This is a genomic window from Lysinibacillus sp. G4S2 (assembly GCF_030348505.1).
Lineage (GTDB): Bacteria > Bacillota > Bacilli > Bacillales_A > Planococcaceae > Lysinibacillus.
This window is the reverse complement of the sequence record NZ_JAUCFJ010000002.1, coordinates 1,477,137-1,501,301: the sequence shown is the minus strand read 5'-3', so window position 1 is coordinate 1,501,301 and position 24,165 is coordinate 1,477,137. Positions and strand designations below refer to the sequence as shown.

The 24,165-nt window shown below is 37.3% G+C and carries 22 protein-coding genes, 1 pseudogene and 1 other annotated feature; of the genes and pseudogenes, 1 reads left to right on the top strand and 22 read right to left on the bottom strand.

Annotation, left to right across the window (positions count from 1 at the left end; all coding sequences use genetic code 11):
• Nucleotides 1–442: 442 nt before the first annotated feature.
• The 16 genes from QUF91_RS07615 to QUF91_RS07540 form a co-directional block, all read right to left on the bottom strand.
• Nucleotides 443–1,804, bottom strand: coding sequence for an amino acid permease (locus QUF91_RS07615; RefSeq protein WP_289417332.1), 1,362 nt, complete (start codon nt 1,802–1,804; stop codon nt 443–445).
• A 79-nt stretch (nt 1,805–1,883) separates the two neighbouring features.
• Nucleotides 1,884–2,135, bottom strand: a binding site (T-box leader).
• Between the two features lie 285 nt (nt 2,136–2,420).
• A complete protein-coding gene (locus tag QUF91_RS07610; protein ID WP_289417331.1) occupies nt 2,421–2,555 on the bottom strand; it encodes a hypothetical protein in 135 nt (44 codons plus the stop codon).
• 33 nt (nt 2,556–2,588) lie between these two features.
• On the bottom strand, nt 2,589–3,161 hold the full coding sequence (locus QUF91_RS07605; RefSeq protein WP_289417330.1) for a hypothetical protein: 573 nt from the start codon (nt 3,159–3,161) through the stop codon (nt 2,589–2,591).
• Between the two features lie 593 nt (nt 3,162–3,754).
• Complete coding sequence (locus QUF91_RS07600; RefSeq protein ID WP_289417329.1) at nt 3,755–4,741, bottom strand: phosphotransferase enzyme family protein; 987 nt, start codon at nt 4,739–4,741, stop codon at nt 3,755–3,757.
• Nucleotides 4,742–5,494: 753 nt separating this feature from the next.
• Entirely contained in the window at nt 5,495–6,748 is a 1,254-nt protein-coding gene (locus tag QUF91_RS07595) for an RNA polymerase subunit sigma (RefSeq protein WP_289417327.1), read from the bottom strand.
• A complete protein-coding gene (sigX, locus tag QUF91_RS07590; RefSeq protein WP_483308080.1) occupies nt 6,745–7,278 on the bottom strand; it encodes an RNA polymerase sigma factor SigX in 534 nt (177 codons plus the stop codon). The genes QUF91_RS07595 and sigX overlap by 4 nt, the downstream gene beginning before the upstream one ends.
• Nucleotides 7,279–7,704: 426 nt before the next feature.
• On the bottom strand, nt 7,705–9,480 hold the full coding sequence (locus QUF91_RS07585; RefSeq protein ID WP_289417325.1) for an ATP-binding protein: 1,776 nt from the start codon (nt 9,478–9,480) through the stop codon (nt 7,705–7,707).
• The gene (locus QUF91_RS07580) at nt 9,473–10,189 is read right to left on the bottom strand and encodes a response regulator transcription factor (protein WP_049668637.1); all 717 of its coding nucleotides are present in this window, start codon (nt 10,187–10,189) and stop codon (nt 9,473–9,475) included. The genes QUF91_RS07585 and QUF91_RS07580 overlap by 8 nt, the downstream gene beginning before the upstream one ends.
• Nucleotides 10,190–10,370: 181 nt before the next feature.
• Nucleotides 10,371–11,558 (bottom strand): c-type cytochrome biogenesis protein CcsB, encoded by a 1,188-nt coding sequence (gene ccsB, locus QUF91_RS07575; protein WP_285394894.1) that lies wholly within the window; start codon nt 11,556–11,558, stop codon nt 10,371–10,373.
• Nucleotides 11,555–13,231 (bottom strand): cytochrome c biogenesis protein ResB, encoded by a 1,677-nt coding sequence (gene resB / locus QUF91_RS07570; protein WP_285394896.1) that lies wholly within the window; start codon nt 13,229–13,231, stop codon nt 11,555–11,557. Before resB ends, ccsB begins: the two co-directional genes overlap by 4 nt.
• A gap of 13 nt (nt 13,232–13,244) precedes the next feature.
• A complete protein-coding gene (gene resA, locus QUF91_RS07565; RefSeq protein WP_285394897.1) occupies nt 13,245–13,778 on the bottom strand; it encodes a thiol-disulfide oxidoreductase ResA in 534 nt (177 codons plus the stop codon).
• A 328-nt stretch (nt 13,779–14,106) separates the two neighbouring features.
• Nucleotides 14,107–14,838 (bottom strand): pseudouridine synthase, encoded by a 732-nt coding sequence (locus tag QUF91_RS07560; RefSeq protein ID WP_285394898.1) that lies wholly within the window; start codon nt 14,836–14,838, stop codon nt 14,107–14,109.
• A 209-nt stretch (nt 14,839–15,047) separates the two neighbouring features.
• Nucleotides 15,048–15,269 carry a hypothetical protein gene (locus QUF91_RS07555; RefSeq protein ID WP_289417323.1) on the bottom strand — a complete coding sequence of 74 codons (222 nt, stop codon included), beginning with the start codon at nt 15,267–15,269 and terminating at the stop codon, nt 15,048–15,050.
• A 501-nt stretch (nt 15,270–15,770) separates the two neighbouring features.
• Nucleotides 15,771–16,841, bottom strand: a complete 1,071-nt coding sequence (locus QUF91_RS07550) for a D-alanyl-D-alanine carboxypeptidase family protein (RefSeq protein WP_285398203.1) — start codon at nt 16,839–16,841, stop codon at nt 15,771–15,773.
• A 236-nt stretch (nt 16,842–17,077) separates the two neighbouring features.
• Complete coding sequence (scpB, locus tag QUF91_RS07545; protein ID WP_481817463.1) at nt 17,078–17,671, bottom strand: SMC-Scp complex subunit ScpB; 594 nt, start codon at nt 17,669–17,671, stop codon at nt 17,078–17,080.
• Nucleotides 17,643–18,422, bottom strand: coding sequence for a segregation/condensation protein A (locus QUF91_RS07540; RefSeq protein WP_285398205.1), 780 nt, complete (start codon nt 18,420–18,422; stop codon nt 17,643–17,645). Before QUF91_RS07540 ends, scpB begins: the two co-directional genes overlap by 29 nt.
• Nucleotides 18,423–18,477: 55 nt before the next feature.
• On the opposite strand from QUF91_RS07540, the pseudogene QUF91_RS07535 reads away from it, so the two are divergent.
• Nucleotides 18,478–18,669, top strand: a pseudogene (locus tag QUF91_RS07535) (DUF309 domain-containing protein); the annotation flags it as partial.
• A 304-nt stretch (nt 18,670–18,973) separates the two neighbouring features.
• Here the strand turns inward: QUF91_RS07535 and QUF91_RS07530 are convergent.
• The 6 genes from QUF91_RS07530 to spoIIAA form a co-directional block, all read right to left on the bottom strand.
• Nucleotides 18,974–19,348 (bottom strand): GNAT family N-acetyltransferase, encoded by a 375-nt coding sequence (locus QUF91_RS07530; RefSeq protein WP_285398207.1) that lies wholly within the window; start codon nt 19,346–19,348, stop codon nt 18,974–18,976.
• 199 nt (nt 19,349–19,547) lie between these two features.
• The gene (lysA, locus tag QUF91_RS07525) at nt 19,548–20,867 is read right to left on the bottom strand and encodes a diaminopimelate decarboxylase (protein WP_285398208.1); all 1,320 of its coding nucleotides are present in this window, start codon (nt 20,865–20,867) and stop codon (nt 19,548–19,550) included.
• A gap of 212 nt (nt 20,868–21,079) precedes the next feature.
• Nucleotides 21,080–22,522 (bottom strand): spore germination protein, encoded by a 1,443-nt coding sequence (locus QUF91_RS07520; RefSeq protein WP_289417320.1) that lies wholly within the window; start codon nt 22,520–22,522, stop codon nt 21,080–21,082.
• A gap of 27 nt (nt 22,523–22,549) precedes the next feature.
• Entirely contained in the window at nt 22,550–23,329 is a 780-nt protein-coding gene (gene sigF, locus QUF91_RS07515; RefSeq protein ID WP_285398210.1) for an RNA polymerase sporulation sigma factor SigF, read from the bottom strand.
• A 10-nt stretch (nt 23,330–23,339) separates the two neighbouring features.
• Complete coding sequence (gene spoIIAB / locus QUF91_RS07510; RefSeq protein WP_285398211.1) at nt 23,340–23,780, bottom strand: anti-sigma F factor; 441 nt, start codon at nt 23,778–23,780, stop codon at nt 23,340–23,342.
• A complete protein-coding gene (gene spoIIAA, locus QUF91_RS07505; RefSeq protein WP_053594386.1) occupies nt 23,773–24,126 on the bottom strand; it encodes an anti-sigma F factor antagonist in 354 nt (117 codons plus the stop codon). The genes spoIIAB and spoIIAA overlap by 8 nt, the downstream gene beginning before the upstream one ends.
• Nucleotides 24,127–24,165 lie beyond the last annotated feature (39 nt).

Below are 24,165 nucleotides of genomic sequence, written 5' to 3'. Positions count from 1 at the left end.
ACTGATAATACCATTCTTCTTTAAATTAAATGGCCCTTAAAAACAAAAAGGGAGCAATTCTTATTCGGTGAAAGCGCCCGATTGCGGAAGATCGTTTTCAACTAAAGCAATTAAAAAATACAGGTTTAAAGCTTCAAATTTACAGGTTTTCATTCAAATAACACACTCTGAATAATTTTGAAAAGTACTATTGTAGCCATGTTTATATATTTGCATAAAAAGCTGTATAGACAATATTCAAAGGAAAATCCAAGAAATGTTGGTTTAACAGCATTTCTTGGATTTTGGTTTCTTTCCAAACTTTCATTTGGGAACGTTATTAACGTTTACTAGTGTATAAAAATTATTAATCTTGAGATAGGTGTAACCAATCGAGTTAACCAAAAGGACTTTTTAATATATGTCTTCGTTGAAGAAGTATCAGTTAAATGAAATGATTTAACTACTTTTTAACAATTATTACTTTGTATCCAACAAATAAGATTAAAAACCAAACTGGTGCGACATATAGGGCAACACGCATTTCTGGAATAAACGCCATTAACACAATAACCATTAATAAAAATGCAATGGCAATATACGTAGAAAGTGGATAAAGCGGAATTTTGAATTTCAGTTCGGCTACTTCCTCTTTCGTTTTTGACTTTCTAAATTTCAATTGTGCTAATAAAATAATCATCCAGCTTGTAATGACTGCAACAGTCGCAACAGCAGAAATATAGATGAACACTTTTTCAGGTACTACATAGTTTAAGACAACCGCAATTAATAACACCGCTGAAGAAAATAAAATCCCTCTACGCGGACTACCGTTTTTGCTTACTGTTTTAAAATATTTTGGACCATTTTTTTGTACTGATAAGTTGTGTAACATACGTCCTGAACCGTATAAACCACTATTAAATGCAGACATTGCTGCTGTAATTACAACAAAGTTAATAATATGAGCCGCAGCAGGGATGCCGACGTGATCGAAAATTTGAACGAACGGGCTACCTTCTGAACCAACTTCATTCCAAGGATAAATAACCATCATAACGCCTAATGCACCAATGTAGAAAATTAAAATACGCCAAACGATGCTGTTAATAGCTGAAGGAATTGACTTGCTAGGATTTTCTGCTTCTCCTGCAGAAATACCAACTAATTCAACCCCACCGAATGAGAACATAACTAATACTAGTGACATTAAAATACCATGGAAACCGTTTGGCATGAATCCACCGTGTGCCCATAAATTATCGAAGCCAATTGCTTCACCGTGGTTGCCAACACCGAAGAAAATAATGGCTAATCCTATAACGATCATACCGATAATCGCAACAACTTTAATCATCGCAAACCAGAACTCGAATTCTCCGTAAGCTTTTACATTTGCTAAGTTTACAAGCGTCATAATAATAAGTACTACAAGGGCAGTTACCCATTGTGGAATATCAGGGAACCAGTAGTTAATGTATACACCGACTACTGTTAATTCTGCCATGCCAACGACAATCCACATGAACCAATACGTCCAACCAGATAAGAACCCAGCAAAGCGTCCTAAATATTTATTCGCGTACGTACTGAACGAGCCTGATACAGGTTCCTCTACTGCCATTTCGCCTAACGCACGCATAATTGTGAAAATAACTAATCCGCCAATTAAATAAGCTAGTAAAATAGATGGCCCAGCCATTTGAATTGTTGAACTAGAGCCATAAAACAAGCCGACCCCAATGGATCCGCCAAGTGCAATTAATTGCATGTGACGAGTACTTAATCCGCGCTTTAGCTGTGAATCTTGATGATTTTCTTTCATAATGTCTTGCTCCTAATACGTTTAGATTTTCAAATACTTTGCTCAAAAAAGGAATAAAAAAACGCCCTTTTGGATTAACCAAAAGGACGATTCAACTCGTGTTACCACCTTTAATTTATAAGCAATTCACATTACTTACCTTAAGAAGTACGATCATTTGACGATACTCTCGCACATGATTACGGGTGCTTACCGGCGTAGCCTACTTAGAATGATCTTTTCGGTACACAGCTCCAAGATGAATTCTCAATCGTTTTACATGCACCTCTCATCAACCGGTAACTTTCTGTTCGTAAAAATAATTGATACTATTTCTTTTCATAGCCTTTGTTCTATACAAATATTTTTGAATTGTCTTTCATTTTACAGAAAAAAATTATTTTGTCAATAAAAATTTCTTCATACCCCGCTTAAATTACATATGACATTTTACTATATAAATACAACTCACTACTTAAATAAAAAAGCTAAAGGAAATATTTCAACAAATGTTAGTAAAGTTTTTTTAAGAATGTTATTAAACAATCTGGCCCCATTGCTGAAAAAGGCACAGTTCATCTTTAAGAATTGCGCTCGATAATGGAATATGTCTTCAGAAGAATAACGATAATTTTCTCTATTTACTAAATAACTTAATTCCAGAGATTAAAGTAATAATTGCAAGTAGAGCTATACGTAACCATGCCATATAAAGCGAGAAGTCGCTACCATATACAGCAGTAAAATCATCAACATTAATCGCAATGTTCAAAAATTCTTTCTACAATAACCATTTATCCAACCACTAATCCAACCTTTTTCTTTTATTTAAATTGTAAAACACAACAATGCCAATAGCTATTGCAACTGTAGCCCAAATATATATATGATTTCTATAATATTTACCACTTAAATTAACTTCTTCAATCGGGGGCTGTCCTTCTCCAAGTATCTCCAAATCCTCCTGAGAAGAACTCAACATATCAGTACGATTACAAATGACTGATACAAGTGATTTTGCCCCGTACATATTTGATTCGTCAGCATAAACCAAATATTCTTCTCCTTTTATAAAATTATATCCACAATCTCCACCACCTTGACCAGTAGTAATGATAATTTGTGATTGTTCAACACCCTTCCAGGTGTTCGTTACCTCAAAAAGAACTGATTTAGTTGTATATCCTTTTAAACTTAGTCTCTCTTTTATATCAACAACTTTCCCACTAAATACGGCTTTTGAACGTTCAAATTCTTCTTCTACACTTGGTAAATATGCACACGAACAAGCACTTGTAATCGAAGGAAAAGAGCCTATCATAAAAATACCAATAAAAATGAAAGCCAGAAGTGTCATTGCTTTCTTCATATAAATCATCTCAATCTCTCCCACTATCACCTAGGTTTAGTATTTTTTATAATCAAATACTAATATTAACATAGAAATCTAGTTTTGCTTGGTAATATTATTCCATTAAATGGCCCGATTGCTGAAAAAGGCACAATTCATTTTCAAGAATTGTGCCCTCTTGTTGAAGATCACAAAATTTAAAAAGGGATGACTGCATACATACGTTGTAATGACGTAAACTATATTATAAAAAGCACAAATGATTTTGTGCTTTATTAGTTTTGTTTGACTCTTCAATAGGAGCTGGATAATTACAGAATATAAGGTAGGAATTATTAAGAAAAGAAGGAGAGATACGATGTTCGATCAAGTTGCGTATTTTATTTTTAGAGCCCTGGTAATTCTAACGGTTTTGGTTGTTGTGGTTGGAATCCCTCTTGGAGATACACTGCTTAGAAAAAAATAAAGGAAGCTGGGACATAAGTATATTTTCAAAGCAAAATTTAAAAAATTCACATCAAAAAAACGCGAGAAATCAACGTTTATAAAATTGATTTCTGGCGCTTTTTAAGGTTTTGACTAGTTATGTCCCAGCCCCTTATTTATTTCCTGTTATCCTTTTACCATTGTTTTTGAAAGCTTTGTCTTAATTCATCTGCAACACGAACTAATTTACCCCTCAATCCAACAAACCAAGATGGCGTTTCATTTATTTCAGCATAATCCAAAGACTTTAATATTTTGGAGAACTTATATAAGTTTGCATATCTTTGAAACTGCGGAAATTGAGCCACTACATCATTTTCTAAATCCATTTTGGAACGGTATCCGATCAAGAAAGATTGAAGCAGTAATTTTGAATGAGGATTGTCATCGTCAATTAAATCATCAAGTGCTGTTACAATATCAAGTGCATACCAGTGATATATTGCATCATCAAAGTCTATTACATTGAAGCTTTGGTCCTTATCCTCTTCAAAAAAGATATTATCCAATTGAAAATCATAGTGTATCAATCCGAACACATCTTTATTAGTAGGTAACGATTGAAGCCAATTCGTCACTCTACTTAGCTCTTGAAGGGCTATTTGTTCTCCTGGATGCTTTTTAAATACACCGTCCATGAATTGTACTGTGTCCAGCCAACTCTTTCTTCTTTCAGACTCTGGCTCAAAAGTTTTTGACAAAAAATGAAGAGAGGCAAGTGATTTTCCCCATTCCTCCATCTGTTTTGCAGTAATTGTATCGGCATCCAAATTGATTCCGTTTGCTGCACTAAAGACAACAGCAATAAACGTTCCTTCTGGTGTTTTTAGTGTTTCAATCAGTTCTCCACTTATTGATTGAATTGGTGTTACCGATGGAAATCCATTTAATTGTAAATATTGCATAAACTCTAACTCAGCTTTTATTTGTTCAATAGATTTATCCTGTTCAAAACTCAATCTCAAAAAATATTGAACTTGATTACGTTCAAAAGCATACACAAAGTTTGAACTTGCACGCCACAACTCCAAAGTTCCCTCGTCATATTCCCAGAATTGAACGAGACTCTGAGCGACTGCATCAGAAGCTACTCCTCTTACCATGCTTCCTAAATCCATCATCTTTTATTTTTCCTCCCATTACCTTTGAGAGGATTAAACCTTAGTTAAGAAGTAATCCCTCTCATTAGCATGCTATTTTGAAATTCTATCATTTTCAATATGTCACCCCTTCCTTGATTTTCGGCTATAAAAATTAAATATATAGCCCTATATATACCAATTCTACACAAAATCGCAAATACCTTTTTTTGTAATTTATGCCTTGATAGGTTAATAAAACTTACTCTAATAAGAAAAAGAGTTGCCAATATCATGTTTGTTCAGCAACTCTTGCACCGGTTGTTAAAAATTATTAATTATTAACCCTACATCGTTTCAATGTATATTTTATGCGTCACAACGTAGTTTATAAAAAATAATCCCTTTGTTTGACTAACCTGCCCCATTTGTTCAATAAAGAAAAAAAGAGCTGCCTATGCAACTCAATGATCTTTAATTAACGCACCAGTTAGCCATCCATGTAGCGCCTAAGAAGCTTTAACTAACAAGATTTCTTATCAAACTTTAAGATCAAACTTTATTTTAAAACCACACATGGAATACTTTTTTAACAAGCATCATCCAAAGCTTCAGATGAGTAGCTCATAAAAAAGACAGAAGCATTCTCGCACATATAGCTACGAGAATGCTCCTAAAAATTATTTATTAAATTTCGTTCATCTATTTGTTGAAGTTTACACGACATATGTTTTTAATAAATATATTCCACAACTTTTGGTGATCCGGTCAATGTTATGCAATTTATGGCATATATTATTTATTGGCTCCTACAGGCTTTGGTAAGAAATTTTTCAAATCAAATCCATCCCAGCTCTCCTGTACAACATTGTCTAGACGTACTTGTTTATCAAAGCTTGCAGCAGTGCGCATCATTGCTTCAATTAATTGAGTTGCACGAACCGCATCCATTGTTGTTAAATCAAGCGGCTCATTAAATGTAACGACAACACCTTCAGCTATTTCTTCTACAGTGTATGTCACATTTTCAGGAACTACCGGAACGTATCCATCATTCTTTTTATTTCCCATATCGATAAGAGCTTCTGTTACAGTGGAATAAGTTTTGTTAGAATCAGGTGATAAATGAGTTGATTTTGTTACTGCAATAGACTTATTTTGCTCTCCTTCTTCTTGAGGAGACTCATTAGCTGTACCCTCTGATTTTTCAGTATCAATGTCTTTATATTCTGAGTCTGGGAATGTATCTTGTACTGTTTCAGCGTATTCGCTTTTATCCGCAGAAGCAACATCATAGCCATCTTCTTTCGGCAATACATGAACAAGTTTATCGTCCTTCTCCCTCAATTCTCCTTTGTATGGCTGATGATTAGTAAAGCCCTTTGATCCCTCATCAATTTTTTGTGCATACTCTTCATACATTTGTGATGTTGCAGGCTTCTTTTCCCTAATATCAGTAGCTACTCTTTCGTTCGGAGTGGTATAAGTCATTGGTGCATTTTCCTTATCACGATTTGCCAAACCAATGTGAAACACCACTGCATTTGTTAAATCTTTCTGATAAACAGATGATCGTAGAGACATGATACGTGAATATTTTGCTACAATTTCAGATTCTATAAAATTGTCATAGTCTTCAAAGCTTTTTGTAGCACGATTATCCTGGATTGCAGAAAATTGAAAAGTATCAGGAGCATAAGCTTGATCCATTTTTGCATCTTTATTATCCATAGACATAGAGCCTACAAGTAATGTTAGAGCAAAAACAGCTGCAACACTCAGCAAGATTGGCCATTTACGTACTTTCTTTTTTGCTATCTCGGTCTCGGCACTTGCTTGTTGCGTATCGGTACTGTGTTGTTGCTCATTGGTTATTATTTCAGCATCTATCGGTTGTTGTATGGCTTTTTGAAGATGGATATTTTCCTGTAAGCGAGGATCTGCCAATAATCGATTTAAAACTTCTTCTTTCGAACGGCGGTCAGAAAGCTTAGGGGCATTATTTAATACATGTTCAAGTTGGTCATCATCAAATTGACTATGTGTCATTGCCATTTCGCCTCCTGTTCTCTAACCTGTTGTAGCTGTTGCCTTAAAAATTTTATGGCACGATGCTGAGTGGTTTTTACCTTCGCTTCTGTCCAATCAAGTATTTGCGCTGTTTCTGCAATCGATAAATCTTGAAAGTAGCGCATAATAATGACCATTTTTTGGTCACCTGTACAGTTTTCAAGTGCGGATTGTACCTGCATAAATTCATCACTAGCTTGCAGTATATCTTCGGGTGATGGTGTGGTTGAATGTAGCTGTTCCGTTTCCCAATCAAAAAAATCGAGTGAATGTTTTTGGCGTACAGCCTGCTTTCTAAAATGATCAATCGCGACATTTTTAGCAATTGCAAAAAGCCATGTCTTTTCACTGCTATTTCCGGCAAATTGATCATACGAGCGTAATACGCGAACATATACTTCGTGCGCTAAATCCTCAGCAAGTGTACGGTTTTTTACTAAATAAATAAGAAACTGGAACACGTCTTGATGGTATGCATCGTATAGTCGATGGAACACGGAGTCATTCAAAGCACTCCACCCCCGTTCTATTATATTTGTCGTCTAAATGTTCACAGAAGTTACATCCAATTAATACCACTTCATCAATTTCGCCTCGGCATAATTGCATCCGGAATCGACTTTGTACTTAGGCCTGCACGAGGCAGGTCAGTTAGCCGTTATAGCATGGATGCGATGATTTTTAGGCTAACATCCTATGTGAAACTCCTTTCCGATTGCATGACATGGCCAGAGACTTTAGGCCAACAGATGTTTTTTTGTGCGAAAACGCAGTGCTAACGTAGCGACAGCAACATGATGTTGGTCACTCAGTCGTGTATGGCTGTCGCTTCGCTTTCGCACAGATAAATTGCCTCAGGGCGTAGCGTTCTTAGACTGAGTTCCCCTATTTCAGTGGGGTTTGGACACCGACTGAAATAAGTTAGTAGTGATGCTTTAATCGAATGGTAAATAAAACGTGAAGGTAGTTCCCACTTTCAGCTCACTATCTACCATAATAGTGCCTGAATGTGCCTTAACAATATTTCTAGCAATAGCTAAACCTAGGCCAGTTCCACCTTTGGAACGCGTACGTGCCTTATCTGCTTTATAGAAACGTTCAAAGACATATGGCAAGTCCTCTTGCGGGATACCATGCCCTGTATCCTGAACAGATATTTTGGCAAAGGTTGGCTCCTGCTCAACCTTAACTTTTACCGACCCCTCAGTAGTATGACGGAGAGCATTATCAATTAAATTCGTTAACACTTGTTCAATCCGATCCTCATCCATACTAATCGTAGCTTCGTTATTAAATTCACTGTTAAACATTAGACGTATATGCTTCTCTTTGGCAACCTGTGCAAATTTTTGAGTAATTCGTTCAAATGTTGAATTAATTGGGAGCTCATCCTTGTAAAGAGTCATATGGCCAGATTCCATACGCGCAAGATCTAACAAATCTGTTACGAGGCGTCCCATACGTTTTGATTCATCATAAATAATTTTTGTAATCTCATTTCGTTCTTCTTGATCCTGAATAAAATCATCATCCATTAAGGCCTCTGAATAGCCCTGAAGCATCGAAATCGGCGTCCGTAATTCATGAGACACATTGGCAATAAAGTCCGAACGTAGTTTTTCTAAGCGATGTTGCTCTGTCATATCACGAATAACTGCAACAGCTCCACGTATCGATTCCCCACTATAAAGAGGGCTAATCGTAAATGTATAGTAACTTCCATCCATTTCAATTTCTTCTTCAAGCTTATCCTCAAACATCAGTACATGATCCAGCATATGATATAGCTCTGGCGGGATTGGTTTAGCACTTTGCGAGCCTTTATTAACAAACCATTCTTGCATCAAACGCTCTGCTGGTGGGTTGCTTAATAGTATTGTACGATCACGATTAAACGTAATGACCGCATCTGTCATCGATGTTAAAATATTTGATAACTGTTCATTTTCTTGATTGATCACTTCTAGATTGTGTTTCAATTGTCGTCCCATTTGATTAAAGGCAACAGCAAGCTGGCCTATTTCATCATTTTGTGTTGTTGGCATTTTCGCTTCAAAATTCCCTTTAGCAATTTCAAACGCCAATTCACGCATTTTACGCAATGGTGACGTAATTCGTGATGATAGGAAAAAGGCGAAAAATGTCGTAAGAACAAAGGCAATGACAGCAGATAAAATGACAATTTTCGTCGTTTCTTTCGATGTTTTATGTAGTGCATCTGGACTTTGATAAATAAAGACCGCTCCGTGCACTGTATTTTCTACATTTAATGGGAAACCAAGTACGACATATGATTCCATAGTATCTTTGTCTGTGGAAGACGGCATCATCATTTCTTTAATGATTGGTTCATCGGATTGAAAAATTTCGTGGAAAGATTTATTAGCTAATATCGTATCTTGTATTTCTTTTTTATTTACACCTTCCTGCAACGAAAACGATACTTTGTCATGGTTGATTGCAATAAGGGCATTCGTACTTTCTGGTAAAATATCTTTTAATAATTCCGAAGTCGACTCTGCTGTTTCATTATCATCTACTATACTTGCAACGGTTGCTGCTGTTTGACGCAAGGAGCCCTCTACTTGCTGCATATGGTAATTTTGAAGAAACTCGAGCATTAGAACCGTGAAAACAAATAATACAAATGAAACGAGAAGCAATATGGTTACCCATAGCTTCCCGACAACACTATTCCATATTCTATTCATTAACAACCTCAAATTTGTAGCCAACGCCCCATACAGTAACAATCATCTTTGCAGCGTTTTCAGATACACGGTTGAGCTTTTCGCGTAAACGTTTTACATGTGTGTCAACTGTACGTAAATCTCCGAAGAAATCATAATGCCAAACTTCTTTTAGTAATTGTTCACGGTCAAATACTTTGTCTGGCGATTTTGCTAGGAAATAAAGTAATTCATACTCTTTAGGCGTTAAATTTACCTCGATACCTTCTGCTGTTACACGATGCGCATCATGATCAATCATTAAATGTTGGAACACAACTAAATCTTTTGATGAAGATGCATTTGTCGAAGGTGAGAATGCTTGTGAACGACGTAATATTGCTTTCACACGTAAGACAACCTCACGAGGACTAAATGGTTTTACAATATAATCATCCGCTCCAAGCTCGAAGCCTTGTACACGATTCGCTTCCTCGCCTTTTGCAGTTAATAAAATAATTGGTGTTGCTGCTCGTTCACGAATTTCCGCACATACTTCAAGCCCGTCTTTTTCAGGCATCATAATATCTAATAAAATACAGTGATACTCTTTTTCTAAAGATTTTTCGATCGCTTGTTCACCATTTTCTGCTTCGTCAACAAGGTATCCTTCTCGCTCTAAATACATTTTTAATAAGCGTCGAATACGATCCTCGTCATCTACTACTAATACTGAAATATTTTCTGACACTTTCACGATCCCTCTCTTCTAATCTTTCTCTACCCTCTATTGTACATGGTACAGCACATATTGAAAAGAAAAGAAAGCCTTCTTGCCACAGCAAGAAGGCTTTCTTTCTAATTACTAGCGACGTAAAAAATCTCATATGTGCTCAAATTAATCAGTTTTTTTGAAACGGATTCATCTCAGTTTAGCTTGCAGCGTATGAGTGTAAACCTGCAATAATCAAGTTAACAGCAATTAAGTTAAACAGAATAATTCCGAAACCAATTAATGCTAACCAGGCAGATTTTTCACCTTCCCAGCCTTTTGATAAACGTAAATGTAGGAACGCTGCGTAGAATAACCACGTAATAAGTGCCCACACTTCTTTAGGATCCCATCCCCAGAAACGACTCCACGCAAGTTGTGCCCAAATCATTGCAAAGATTAAGGCCCCTAACGTAAATACTGGGAAACCAATGATCACTGAACGGTAACCAATTTCATCTACTAATTGTAGATTTACTCGTTTGACAAATGGTTGGAAAATCTCACTAATTCGACGTCGAGTAATTAAACGAATTAACAAGTATAGGATTGCACCTACTAATAATGACCAGGCAACAGTTGTTAATTTCTTTGCATTAATGAGCCCTGGCATTTCTACTAATGGAGACATACCATGCTCTTCTACTGCCTTATATTCATTCATCCCAAATAGTGGCGGCATGTTGTAGGTAATTTCACGTTCCATACCTTCTTTATCAACATAAGTATATTTTGATTCGTAGTCCATTGCACTAAAAGTTAAAGTAGCGACTACGAAACCAATTACTACCACTAGGAAAAACATTACTGCTTCTAACCAAAAACGTTGTTTAGAAGGCTTTTTCAAATCAACTACTTTTAATAAATAAATCAGTCCTGCTACAGCACTAATCGCTAAAATCGATTGACCTAAAGCAGCTGTAATAACATGAATCGTTAGCCAGTAACTTTGTAATGATGGAACTAATGGAGTTACTTCAGTTGGGAACATTGCTGCGTAAGCGATAATCAGTAACGCAACTGGTAACGCTATCAAACCAAGTGCTGTCAGTCGATAAATAAAATAAATTAGGATGAAAGCCGCTACGATGAACATCCCGAACGCAGTGGTAAATTCGAACATATTACTAACGGGTGCATGCCCTGTATAAATCCAACGAGTAATAAAATAACCAAGCTGCGCTAGGAAACCAATAATTGTAACAATAATTGCAAGCTTGCCCCATTTATCAGTATTTTTGCCTGTAGCATTCGATTGCTTTATCGAACCACCAAATAATAATGTTGCTACTAAATAAGCTATAAATGCTGCAAATAACAGGTTTCCGCTTATATCAATCAAACTCATAAGGTGCTGTCACCTTCCTTTTTCTTATTGCCGCGCTTTTTGGACTTATCGGCGTCTTCAGGCTGTTCTAATTGATCTTCATATTGTGGTAATTCAGCAAATGAAGTAACGGCATCTAAATCCTTTTTCATACTAAACATATTTTTATTTACATGGGCAGCCATCAACACTCGACCATCTGGCTCCACTTGTATCCATAATCGTCGGTGGTTCCAATAAGAACCGATTACTACACCGATCATGAAAATAATACCACCTAAAAATAAAATCGGTACCGTACTATCTTTACGAACTGTAAAGTTTGCCAAATCACGTGTTTCTGCACCAGCAAATTTCATTCTATATTTGTTTTCACCTAGTGGTTCAAGCGGTGGCTTCATGATTTCTACAAAACTTACTTCACCTTTTGGCGTTTCTGGTGTTTTCATTCTAAATAAAAATGCTGGATTATTTGGTGTTGATGTTTTCGTCTGTGGTTCTCCATTTTCAAAACCAGCAAAATCTGGTGTATAAACAAGAATTTCTACTGAAGAACCATTTCCTAAATCATATTCTTTTTTAGGATTCGTTAAATCAATTTCAACTTGACCAAGTGATTCTTCTTCATTTCCTTTATTCACCAAATTAAAATTCATCTGCTTCAATTCGTTCTGGCGATAATTCATTTGATATAACGCAAAACCATCTTCTTTTAATGGATGATTTACACGAATCGAGTAATCTCTCACTTTTTCAAGGTTTTCTAAATCTCCAGGGATAGCACCCTCAGGTTGTTTGTATAATGTAACGTCTGTTTGAAAGTTTTTCGCCACAACATTAACACCTTGGGCCACTTGCTCGCCTTGTGGCTTATTGTCATGAGTTTCCAAAATAAATTCGTTATTTTTAATAAAATAGCCGTCCATACCTGGTATAGCTCGTGTCTCACCTTCACGGATCCACATCGTCTCATCCACATAAAAGCCAGGTACTAAACGCAACATAACACCTGCTAAAAAGATAATTAGACCGACATGATTTATGTATGGGCCATATCGAGCAAAACGGCCACGTTCTGCTAAAAGTGCACTTCCATCACGACGAACATTATATTTTAATTGAGTCATTTTTTGCTCAACTTTATCTAATGTTGCGTCAGGGTTTTGCACTTGTCCTTCTGCAACGATCCGTTGACGTTTCATGAAACTTTCATGACGTTTAACGCGTTGATTTTTCAGAGATTTATGCAATGGTATACCACGGTCTAAACTCGCAACAATAATAGAGATCCCAAGCATACCTACCAAAACCTGGAACCACGCAGTACTGTACAAATCTGAAAGTCCTAAACTATTGTAGACTTTACCAAACCAACCATACACTTTCTCATAATACTCTGCTTTGTTAGCTTCTGGAGCATTTACATAAATTTCTTGAGGTAGAATTGTTCCAATTGACGCAGCGACTAACGTTATAATAATGAGGGCAATTCCCACTTTGACACTCGAGAAAAAATTCCAAATTTTATCGATGACTGTTTTATTATACGTTTTTGAACGAATAGCCGTTCCGTCGTAGCGCATATCTACAACTTTTGTTTCTTTACCTTCCTCAGTTAAAGGACGACCACATTTCTCACAAAGCTTCGTGCCATATGGGTTACTATGACCACAAGCACAAATGATGTTTTCCATAGTCATTTTCTCCTTATTTTGGCTTCACTAATTCCATGTACGAAGCAATTTGTTTCTCCGTCATTTCACCAGTAGTAATTTTGACTACTTTACCATCCGGATCAATAAGGACAGTTGCTGGTAAATTACCTACATTGTAGGTAGTCGTAACGCTTTTCGTTTTGTCAATAACTACTGGAAACGTTAACTCGTGTCTATCAACAAAATTTTGTACTTCAAAATCTGTTTGGGCAATATTGACAGCCAATGTTTGTACACCCTGATCTTTATAGATTTTATACTGACGGTCTATTGCAGGCATTTCATTCTCACAAGGCTTACAAAAAGTTCCCCAGAAGTTCAATAATACTCCCTGCCCTTTATAATCAGACAGCTTATGTTTCTCACCGTTTAAATCTACTAACGTGAAGTCCGGTGCTTTAGAGCCTACTGCTATTAACTCTACTTTATCCTTTGTCGCTGTTCCGTATACCGTGTAACCAATCGCTAATACTAAAACTGCTAAAATAATGGTACGTATTACGAGACGTTTTTTCTTTTTCTCCAAGTTAATAAACCCCCTATCAATTACGGCTTAGAGTAACTTCTATTGACGCTAAGCTTTTTATACAAACATTCATATGTATAGATTTTACCGTCTAATTTACAACATTTATGTTTGCCAAATTCGTCTTTCGCTTATACGCCAGACACCAAAATTATGGAAACGATTTCAACTGGTTAATCTTGATGTACTATTCTCACCTATTATAGCAAATTAAAACAAAAACGCTTAGCTAATAATTATGAATGATTTATGAACGATTTCATCATAAAGAAAGTGAAAACATCACCATTCACATAGTAATTTTTCACTTTCTTGATAAAATGACCGTTTATCCGATTTTTCCTGTCTCTGCTAACACTCGCAATTGTTTCACTTCATGCTTTGACAATTCACGATATTCCCCCGGTGATAGTCCAAATAAATCTAAAAAGGCAAAGCGCTCACGTTTCAGTTTAACAACTGGAGTACCGATCGCCTCAAACATGCGACGCACTTGACGATTTCGCCCTTCATGAATAGTAATTTCACAGATTGCCTTGCCTGCTTTTTCATCAAAAGAAGTCATACTAACTTTTGCTGGCGCAGTTTTTCCATCTTCTAGTTTAATCCCGCGTTGAAGCTTTTTTAAACCTTCGATCGTTGGAATACCTTTGACACGAGCAATGTAAGTTTTATCGATTTTAAACTTCGGATGTGTCAGCATATACGAAAATTCGCCATCATTTGTCAATAACAATAATCCTGATGTATCATAATCAAGGCGGCCCACTGGGAAAATACGTTGTGGAATATGCTTAAACAAATCTGTGACAGTTTTGCGTCCTTTGTCGTCTGTTACAGCCGATATCGTTCCACGTGGTTTATATAGTAAATAATAAACCTTATCTTCTTTCTCAAGCTTAACGCCTTCCACTTCTATCGTATCTGAGTTTGAAACCTTTGTACCAAGCTCACGTACTACGACTCCATTTACCTTTACTTTACCTTCTAAAATCAATTGCTCCGCCTTACGTCTTGACGCAACTCCTGCATACGCAATGACCTTTTGTAATCTTTCCATTCTTTCACCTCTAGTTTTCATTCACCTTGGTTTAGACACCAAAATTTAAACCCTATTCATTTATTAGGAATAAGGTTATTTTTCCCGCTAATCTGTGAAAATTATGTCATACTTTTGTGCATTATTAAAGAAAAACTAATTATACATAAGTAATTAGTTTATTTGAAATAATTTTATTGGCTAGTTTCTGGATAATTTGTACTTGAATTTTAAGGGGCTTCACCATAACGCGAGGTTGATTTCCGTTCCGACTGAGCGCTTTGTAGCTGACGCTCTGCTTTCGCTACAGAAAACATTTGTTGCTGTCGCTTCGCTTTCGCACAGATAAAATAATTGTCGCTGTCGCACAGATAAAACATTTGTAGCTGACGATTCGCTTTCGCACAGAGCAGAGCTTCCTGGGGGCGTCCGATGAGCCGCTTCACTCGCATTGCTCGCTCAACCTTTACAATATCTTCCTAGCTTGTCTAATCTTCTTGCAAACTAACTCTTGATTATCGACAACAAAATAAATATAAAAAATGTGTATCATAAACAAAGGTTGATTTCACTCCGAGTTGCCGCTTTCCACGGGCTTGTAATCTACTGCCAATGTTTCGCCGGGGCTTTCAGTTAGTAATTACAAAAGCAGGTGTGTTGATTAACCATTTTTATCCACCCTGATGTTGATTTCTTTGATAGAAAGAGCTTGTTTTTCGATAAAAGCCAAAAAAGTTTCGATAAAATAAGATTTTGTTTCGATAAAAGCTCAAATAGTTTCGATAAATCTTCAAAGTATTCCTATAAAACGAACGAAAGTAGCTTTAGCGATTCTGTTTTGGGGCTCGACACTAAATAGCAACAAGAAAAACCCTTTCATCAATCAATAATAAACCTATTTTTTCCTAATCAACACGCCTGTTACAAAAGATAAAAAAATCAGCGTATCGCTTTTAACGATCCGCTGATTCAACAGTTACAGGCGTTGCATAAATACGCTCATCTCCGATAAAGATGGATAATACAGCTTCCTGACGTTTCCTAGAAACATGTAATACCTGCCTTACATTAGCCTTTTCCTCTTTAGTTAACTGCAAACTAATTGGCTGCTCTAAACGTATTGCAAGCTTTTTGTTCACATTATATTTACCTTTTTTCACCACTGTTTCAAGGCTATAATCTTCCCACACCTTGTTTGCTAATCCTCGATGTACATTCCAGTCATCTGATTCATTCAAGGTGACAACAATACAGGTTTGCCCGTCCTTTTGAAAGGCGGTTGCAAGAGTTCGACCAGCTACCTTTGTAAAGCCTGTTTTTCCGGCATATGCTGAACCTTTTGCTGTTTTTAATGCATTAACAGGTTGTCGTCTCTCATCGCCTATTTTGATGGCAACCCCTGCCCCTTCTCGTATTAAACGGTGCTTATTTTCCCATAACATCCCATTTTCAGTATTGGCACGATATAGTACTGTGGATGCAATCTTCTTGAAAGATTTATTTTGAAGGGCCACTCTCAACATTTCAGCAGTATCTCTCGCTGTCGATAAATGCTCATCATGGTGCAAGCCAGACGGGTTCATAAATACTGTATCTTTGAGGCCCGCAACAACAGCTCGCTCATTCATTAACTTTACAAACCCTTCTACCGATCCTCCAACATGCTCTGCTAAAGCTGTTGCAGCGTCATTTCCTGATCGTAGCATCAAACCATATAAAAGTGTTTCTACCGTTACTTTTTCCCCTGCCTGCAAGTAAATGGACGAGCCCTCAGCCGTTGCAGCCCTCGGTGAAATAACCACTTCATCTTGAAGATCGCTATTTTCAATAGCAACGAGTGCTGTCCAAATTTTTGTTAAGCTAGCAATTGGTAATCGTTCATCACTATTGGATTCTAATAAAACACGACCCGTATCAACATCTAAGACAACATATCCACTACCACCTCGAGCCAAACTGGTTTGCGGAAGCATTAACATTACCACGACTATCATGAACAATATTAAACGTACTAACCGAAGCAACGAGCCACTCCTTATTAAAAGTAATAGGAAAATATAGATTATATTTATGTTTCAAACAAAGCATTATACCTATCAATTATGCCTCTGCATAATTGCGTCCGGAATCGGCTTTGTGCTTACACAAAGAACATTTGTAGCTGACGCTTTGCTTTCGCTACAGAAAATAATTGTAGCTAGCGCTTTGCTTTCGCTACAGAAAACATTTGCTGAAAGCAGTTAAATCACGCCTTGCTCTTTTATTTTACTCCACTAAAAGTTTCTTGGAATTTCGTCATAAATAAATCAGTTTCTTGCTCTGTTTCAACTAGCTCATCTTCTGGTAAAGCTGGCATTTCTTCTATACTATTTAAACCAAAATAGTTTAAGAATTCTTTTGTAGTACCATATAAGATTGCACGTCCTGTCCCTTCTGAACGACCTACTTCCTTAATTAACCCTCTAGAAGCGAGCGTTTGAATTGGTCTTTCACATTTCACACCGCGTAAATCTTCAATTGCTACACGTGTAATTGGCTGTTTGTATGCCACAATCGCAAGTACCTCGAGTGAGGCTTGAGATAAAGATTGAACAGTTGGATTTTCTACTAATCTTTGAATAGTATCTGCTAGTTCAGATTTTGTTATGAGCTGATAAACTCCAGCTATTTCTTTCACTGTAACGCCTCTAGCTAAATCTTCTTCATAAATTGTACGCAACGCTTCCATTGCCTGTACAATATTTTCTTCTGCTTCGCCTAAAAGCTGCGACAATTGTTTTATAGTTAAGCCATCATCTCCTACAACAAATAATAAGGCTTCTATTTTACTCTGTAGCATCATTGTTTTCGTTATCATCCCATTCCTCCTTCTGTAATGTAACTGTTAATTCTTCAAAGTTACCATTTTGCTCTACGATGACGACCTGACGTTTCATCAGCTCAAGAAGGGATAAAAACGTCAGAATAAGCGTTGGCTTATCTTCATAGGGAAAAAGCTCGAAAAATGATGCACGTCCACCTGTAGATCGTAATGAATTAACTACTGAACGCATTTGATCCTTTACTGAGCGTTCCTGTCTCGCTACAGTTGTCTTTAGTGGTTTTTTTAATTTTTTTCGACGCATCAGTTTTTGAAAGGCCCCAAGCATGTCATAGATGTTGACGTTCAAATCAAATAACGCCATTTGCTCATCTGATGCTAACTCTGATAAATCTGCTGGTGGCCGTGTAAATACCTGTGCCCGATCTGTTTCAAGCTCTTGCAGGCTACTCGCTGCTTCTTTATATTTCTTATACTCTACTAATCGTTGCACCAGTTCTTCACGAGGGTCTGGGCCATCGACTTCTAACTCGGCATCATCAAGCTCACCTTCATGAATTGGCAAGAGCATACGACTTTTAATAGCCAATAACGTTGCAGCCATCACTAAATATTCACTAGCCTCATTTAACTCCAGTACCTGCATAGCATGTATATGGTCGATATATTGTTGAGTAATTTCAGCCATTGGGATATCATAAATATCAATTTCTAATCTGTGAATTAAATGCAATAATAAATCAAGAGGCCCTGAAAAGGCTTCTAATTTTACTTCATAAGACATTGTTTTACCACCCTGAGATTCTATGTTCTTATAGTATAGTTGAAAGGAGTCCAAAATGCATCCACAGCATCATACTTTATTTATCGATTACTGCGCCTACTTCAATGGTAATCAAGATTTTTTTGAATGCCATGAAGTACTTGAGGAATTCTGGAAAGATATTGCTCCAGGTGATAAAAAGCACCCTCTCGTTGGATACGTACAGCTCGCAACTGGCCTATATCATTGGCGACGTGACAATGATATAGGTGCAGAGCGAATATTAGAAAAAGCCCTCAATAATTTTCAATATAATATGGGTCATATCTTTTTTGACGAAATTAATTACGATAAACTACTAATACAACTATCAGACGCACTTTCTGCTATCCGGATGGGCAAGTCCTTCCAAGCATTCCAACTTCCACTTTCACCCATTTTGGAGGAATTAGTGTTAACTCGCATACAGCTTTTACCATTAAGTAGCTCTAACTATCTTCTTCATAAACATATGCTTCGAGATCGCTCACATATTCTTGCAGAGCGACAAGAAAGCAAAGAAAAAGCAGACGTCAATGATCGTCTGCTTCTTCATCGATACAATTTATACATTTTTGAACAAATTTACGTGTTTCCTCTGTCGCACGTACACTCTCGTACTGGCCAAGTTCTGCCACTTCCTGTAGCATTTCCTTTGCAACACCTTCACCTCTATAAGAAGGGACAACTGAAACGTGTTGAATCGTAGCTATATTATTACTGTCTGTTACAAGTCCAACAATGCCAATATACTCATCGTTCTTTTTCCATAAATATAATACCCAATTATCATCATTTTCATAGGAGTGGATTGTCTCTTTGAGCTTTTTTATGTCTTTTTCGTTAGGCATAAACGAGAGTAGCCCCATTGCTATTTTCTCGAAAGCTTTTTTATATCGAATTAACATATTTGTCTATTCCCTCTTTTTCTAGCTGTACATAATCTTTGACTATCCTACACGATTTGTACTTGTACCGCAAGTCAATTTCTGTCTTACGAACCAGGTCCGAGAATACCTTTAGACGCCAATACCCAATAGACAACGCCCCACAACAAAATAAAAGTTGAAATGGACGCCAATAATACCCATTTGTTTTTTCTCAAATTTACTCACCCTTTTTTAACGTTAGCGGGAGATCGTTTTGAACAATATCTTCATAACTTTCGCGTCGAATTACTAATTGATGCTTGCCATTTTCTACAAATACAACTGCCGGTCGTGGAACACGATTGTAGTTACTCGCCATAGAATATCCATACGCACCCGTACAGAAGATTGCTAGCACTTCACCAGAAGTTGCTTCCTGTAGCTTAGCATCAATAATTAATTTATCGCCTGATTCACAAAGCTTACCAGCCACTGTATATGTCTCATTTTTTGATTCATTTACCTTACTTGCAATGACCGCCTCATACTTCGCATCATATAATGCCGGACGGATATTATCACTCATGCCACCATCTACAGCAATATATTTACGAACATTAGGTACTGTTTTTTGTGAACCAATTGTATAAAGTGAAGTTCCTGCATCACCTACAAGTGATCGCCCTGGTTCAATCCAAATTTCAGGCATAGTTAGACCAAGTACAGTCGCTTTGTTTTTTACAACTGTAATCATATCCTCTACATATACTTGTGGCTCAAGCGGTGCATCTTCCTCTGTATAACGAATTCCGAAGCCCCCTCCTAAGTTTAACACAGTACATGTAAAATCGTGAGACTTGTTCCAATCAGAAATTTTATCAATTAATTTTTCTCCTGCTAAGCCAAAGCCCGCTGTGTCAAAAATTTGAGAGCCAATATGGCAGTGTAATCCTAGAAGTTCTAGGTATTCATGGTTAAAAGTTTGTTTGAAAGCTTCATCTGCTTGACCATTATTTAAGTCGAAGCCAAATTTAGAATCAGCTTGACCTGTCGTAATGAAGTCATGCGTATGCGCCTCAACTCCTGGTGTGACACGAAGTAAAATACGCATTTTTTGTTGACGGCGCTCTGAAATTTCTTGTAAAAGCTGAATTTCATAGAAGTTATCCACGACAATACAACCAATTTTCGAGTCAAAGGCTAATTCTAATTCAGCAATGCTTTTATTATTGCCATGGAAATGAATGCGCTCCGCAGGGAATCCAGCTTTTAAAGCTGTAAATAATTCTCCCCCAGAGACAACATCTAAAGATAGATTTTCTTCTGCCGCTAATTGGTACACAGCTACACATGCAAATGCTTTTGAAGCATAGGCTACTTCTGCTTTTACACCTAGTTTTTTAAACGTATCAATAAAGCTTCTTGCACGCTTACGAATAAGCGCAGTATCATACACAAATAAAGGTGTACCATACTCTTTTGCAAGCTTTAGTGTATCTACCTGTCCAATCGTTAAATGACCATCTTCAGAAATCGCTTGTGTTCCATATAAATGCATGTGCATCTCTCCCTTTTCACATCGTTCCATCTTGTGATAAATTGCACCTCAATTTTAGAATCGGATGGAGCAATCTTAGCCCGCTATCCTTATTAGAGGGATTACTTCATTCAACACCGTGTCGCATTTTGTTGAATAAAGATAATTTTTGCAAAAATCACAAAATACTATAGATGAACTTTATCACATGAAAAAAACGAGTGCAACGGCTCCTATGATCTTTTTCGTTGTTTAGAATCGACTACATAAGGTCTTAATGCATCTACTGTCATCGGGAAACGGACAAGTACACGAAGCATCGCAAGTGGAAAGAACGGAATAAGTGGCCACATATATGGTGCTTGCATTGGACGCAATGAACATAAATACGTAAATAATATAAATATCCCGATAAATAACCCATTAACTCCCCAAATACCAGACATTATTAATAACATTAGTCTAAATAGTTTAATGGAGATACCTAGCTCATAAGACGGAATAATAAATGTCAGAATAGCTGAAATAGCTGTATATAACACTACCTCTGGAGAGAATAGCCCAACATTAATTGCAATCTGACCAATAACTACACCCGCAACCAACCCCATCGCAGTGGATAATGGTGATGGGGTATGAATGGCGGCCATCCTCAAAAATTCTATCCCCGTATCTCCAATCAGTATTTGCAGTAAAATCGGGACATGCGATTTTTCTTTTTCACCTAAAAAGGATAATGCATCCGGTAAGTATGTCCCATGCGTTGCAAATAAATACCATAAAGGCAATAAAAATAAACCAAAAGCTACTCCAGAATAGCGCATAAAACGAACAAACGTTCCGACTGTCGGTGCCTGTCTATACTCCTCAGCGTGTTGCAGCAAATGAAAAATTGTTGCCGGGACAATCATGACAGAAGGAGATGTATCGACCATAATGATGATGTGGCCCTCTATTAAATGCGCTGCGGTAATATCCGGTCGTTCCGTATAACGGACAAAAGGAACTGGATGAAACTTTTGTTTAAACAGCCATTCCTCTAGTGATTTATCGGCCATTGTCAAGCCATCATGGTGAATTTGTCCAAGGCGCTGTCGCAATTTATCGAGCATTTCATCATTAGCAATATCCTTTATATACGCAAGTGCAACATCGGTTTGACCGATTTCGGATATTTTATGTAGCTCGAAACGTAAGTTACTATTACGAATTCGCCGACGAACCAATGCAACATTTTGTGAAATACCTTCAATAAAACCGTCCCTAGAACCACGAATAACCTTTTCATTGTCAGGCTCCTCAGGTGTACGTCCTGGATAATTTCGAATCTCCGCAACATAGCCGTATCCACTTTTCGTAACAAAGGCTACCTGTCCACTTAATATAGCTAATAAAAAGGCTTTCTGTTCAGTTTCCTCTGAACGGCCTTGGTGATTGAAATAGGCTTCAAAATATTCCTTTTCATCTTCAATATCAATGTCCTCATCAGGCAACAAATTTGAGAGTAATTGTGTTAACATTACCCCATCCACAAGTCCGCTTATATATGCGCAAAGAACCGGCAAATCTTTGACAAATAAATGCTTAATATTTACGTCAAATGATTCGCCGTCACCAAAGTGTTCTTTAAGAAAATATTCGGCTTCTTCTAAGCTGTTAAATAGTTTATTTGTCATGCTGTCACCATTTTCTTAGATGTCTTTTTATACTTCTTCCTGTTCCACTGTGGCACTTGTGGCCATCCAATTTTTCAATTGGGCAAGAATTTTTTTCTCTAATCGTGATACTTGAACTTGTGATATACCAAGTCTGTTAGCAATTTCAGTTTGGGTACAATCTGAGAAATATCGTAAATAAATAATTGATTGCTCTCTAGGCTCAAGTCTTGTGAGTACCTCTTTTAGCGGAATATAGTCAAATGGCTGCTCGGATTTTTCGTCCTTCATCTGATCCATTAATGTAATAGAATCGCCTTCGCTCTCATACAATTGTTCATGCAAGGAAGCAGGATCTCTCAATGCGTCTGAAGCTGTTACAATTTCCTCAGTTGTGACACCAAGAACCTGTGCTAATTCATGAATGGTTGGTGGATGCTCATTGTTTTTAATGAATTCATCGGTTGCATGACGAATTTTAAAATTAAGTTCACGAATCGATCTGCTAACTTTCACCATGCCATCATCCCTTAGAAAGCGCTGAATTTCACCAATGATCATAGGAACAGCATATGTCGAAAACTTTACATCATACGTTAAATCGAATTTATCCACAGACTTCATGAGTCCTATGCAGCCAATTTGGAATAAATCCTCGAGCTCCACACCCCTACTTGTAAAGCGTTGGACGATAGACCACACCAGCCTCGTATTCCCCTCAATCATTCGTTTACGAGCCTCATGATCGCCCTGCTGTGCACGTGCAATTAAATCTCGCATTTCTTCCTGTGACAATAGCTTATCGGACGACTGTTCTAGCGGCTTCATAATCGCAACCTCACATTACCGCTGCACGAACTGAGTAAAATTTCTTCGTAAACGTGACAGTTGTTCCTTCTTGCCACTTGGACATTACTGTCAACTGATCTGAAAAACTATCCATAATTGTAAAGCCCATACCCGAACGTTCCATCGCACTTTTCGTCGTATATAACGGCTCCATAGCTTGACTTACATCCTCAATGCCAACACCTTTATCCATAACAGACACGGTTACAATATCATCCTCACGTTTTGCATGAACTGTAACAACGCCCTTACCATCCTCTTCATAACCGTGAATGATGGCATTAGAAACAGCCTCTGAGACAACCGTTTTAAATTCGGATAGCTCATCAATAGTTGGATCTAATTGTGCAATAAAACCTGTCACAGCTACACGCGCTAAGGCTTCATTTTCACTAAGTGCTAAAAAAGTTAATGTCATTTCATTATCCATTTACAATCCCCCTAACTCGATCAATCGCTTCTTCTTCTGTTGCATCCATCATCCATGGCCCTAAACCTGAAAACTGAAATACTTTTCGCATTGTCGGCGATGGATTCAATAAAATTGTTCGTCCAGCGACCGCCTCTAACTCGCGCATTCGACCAAGCACTAAACCTACACCCGAACTATCCATAAAGGAAAGTCCCTCTAGGTTCCAAATAATGGTCGTAACAGCACCCTGAAAAATTGCTGTAGATATTTTAGCTCGAATTTGCTCTACTGCATGATGATCGAGCTCCCCAAATAAACGTATAACCACTGTCTCTCTTGTTACCATTTCTAATTGAAAATGCATGAACATCGCCTCCTCCTCGTGCAATTCCACATTCAATGT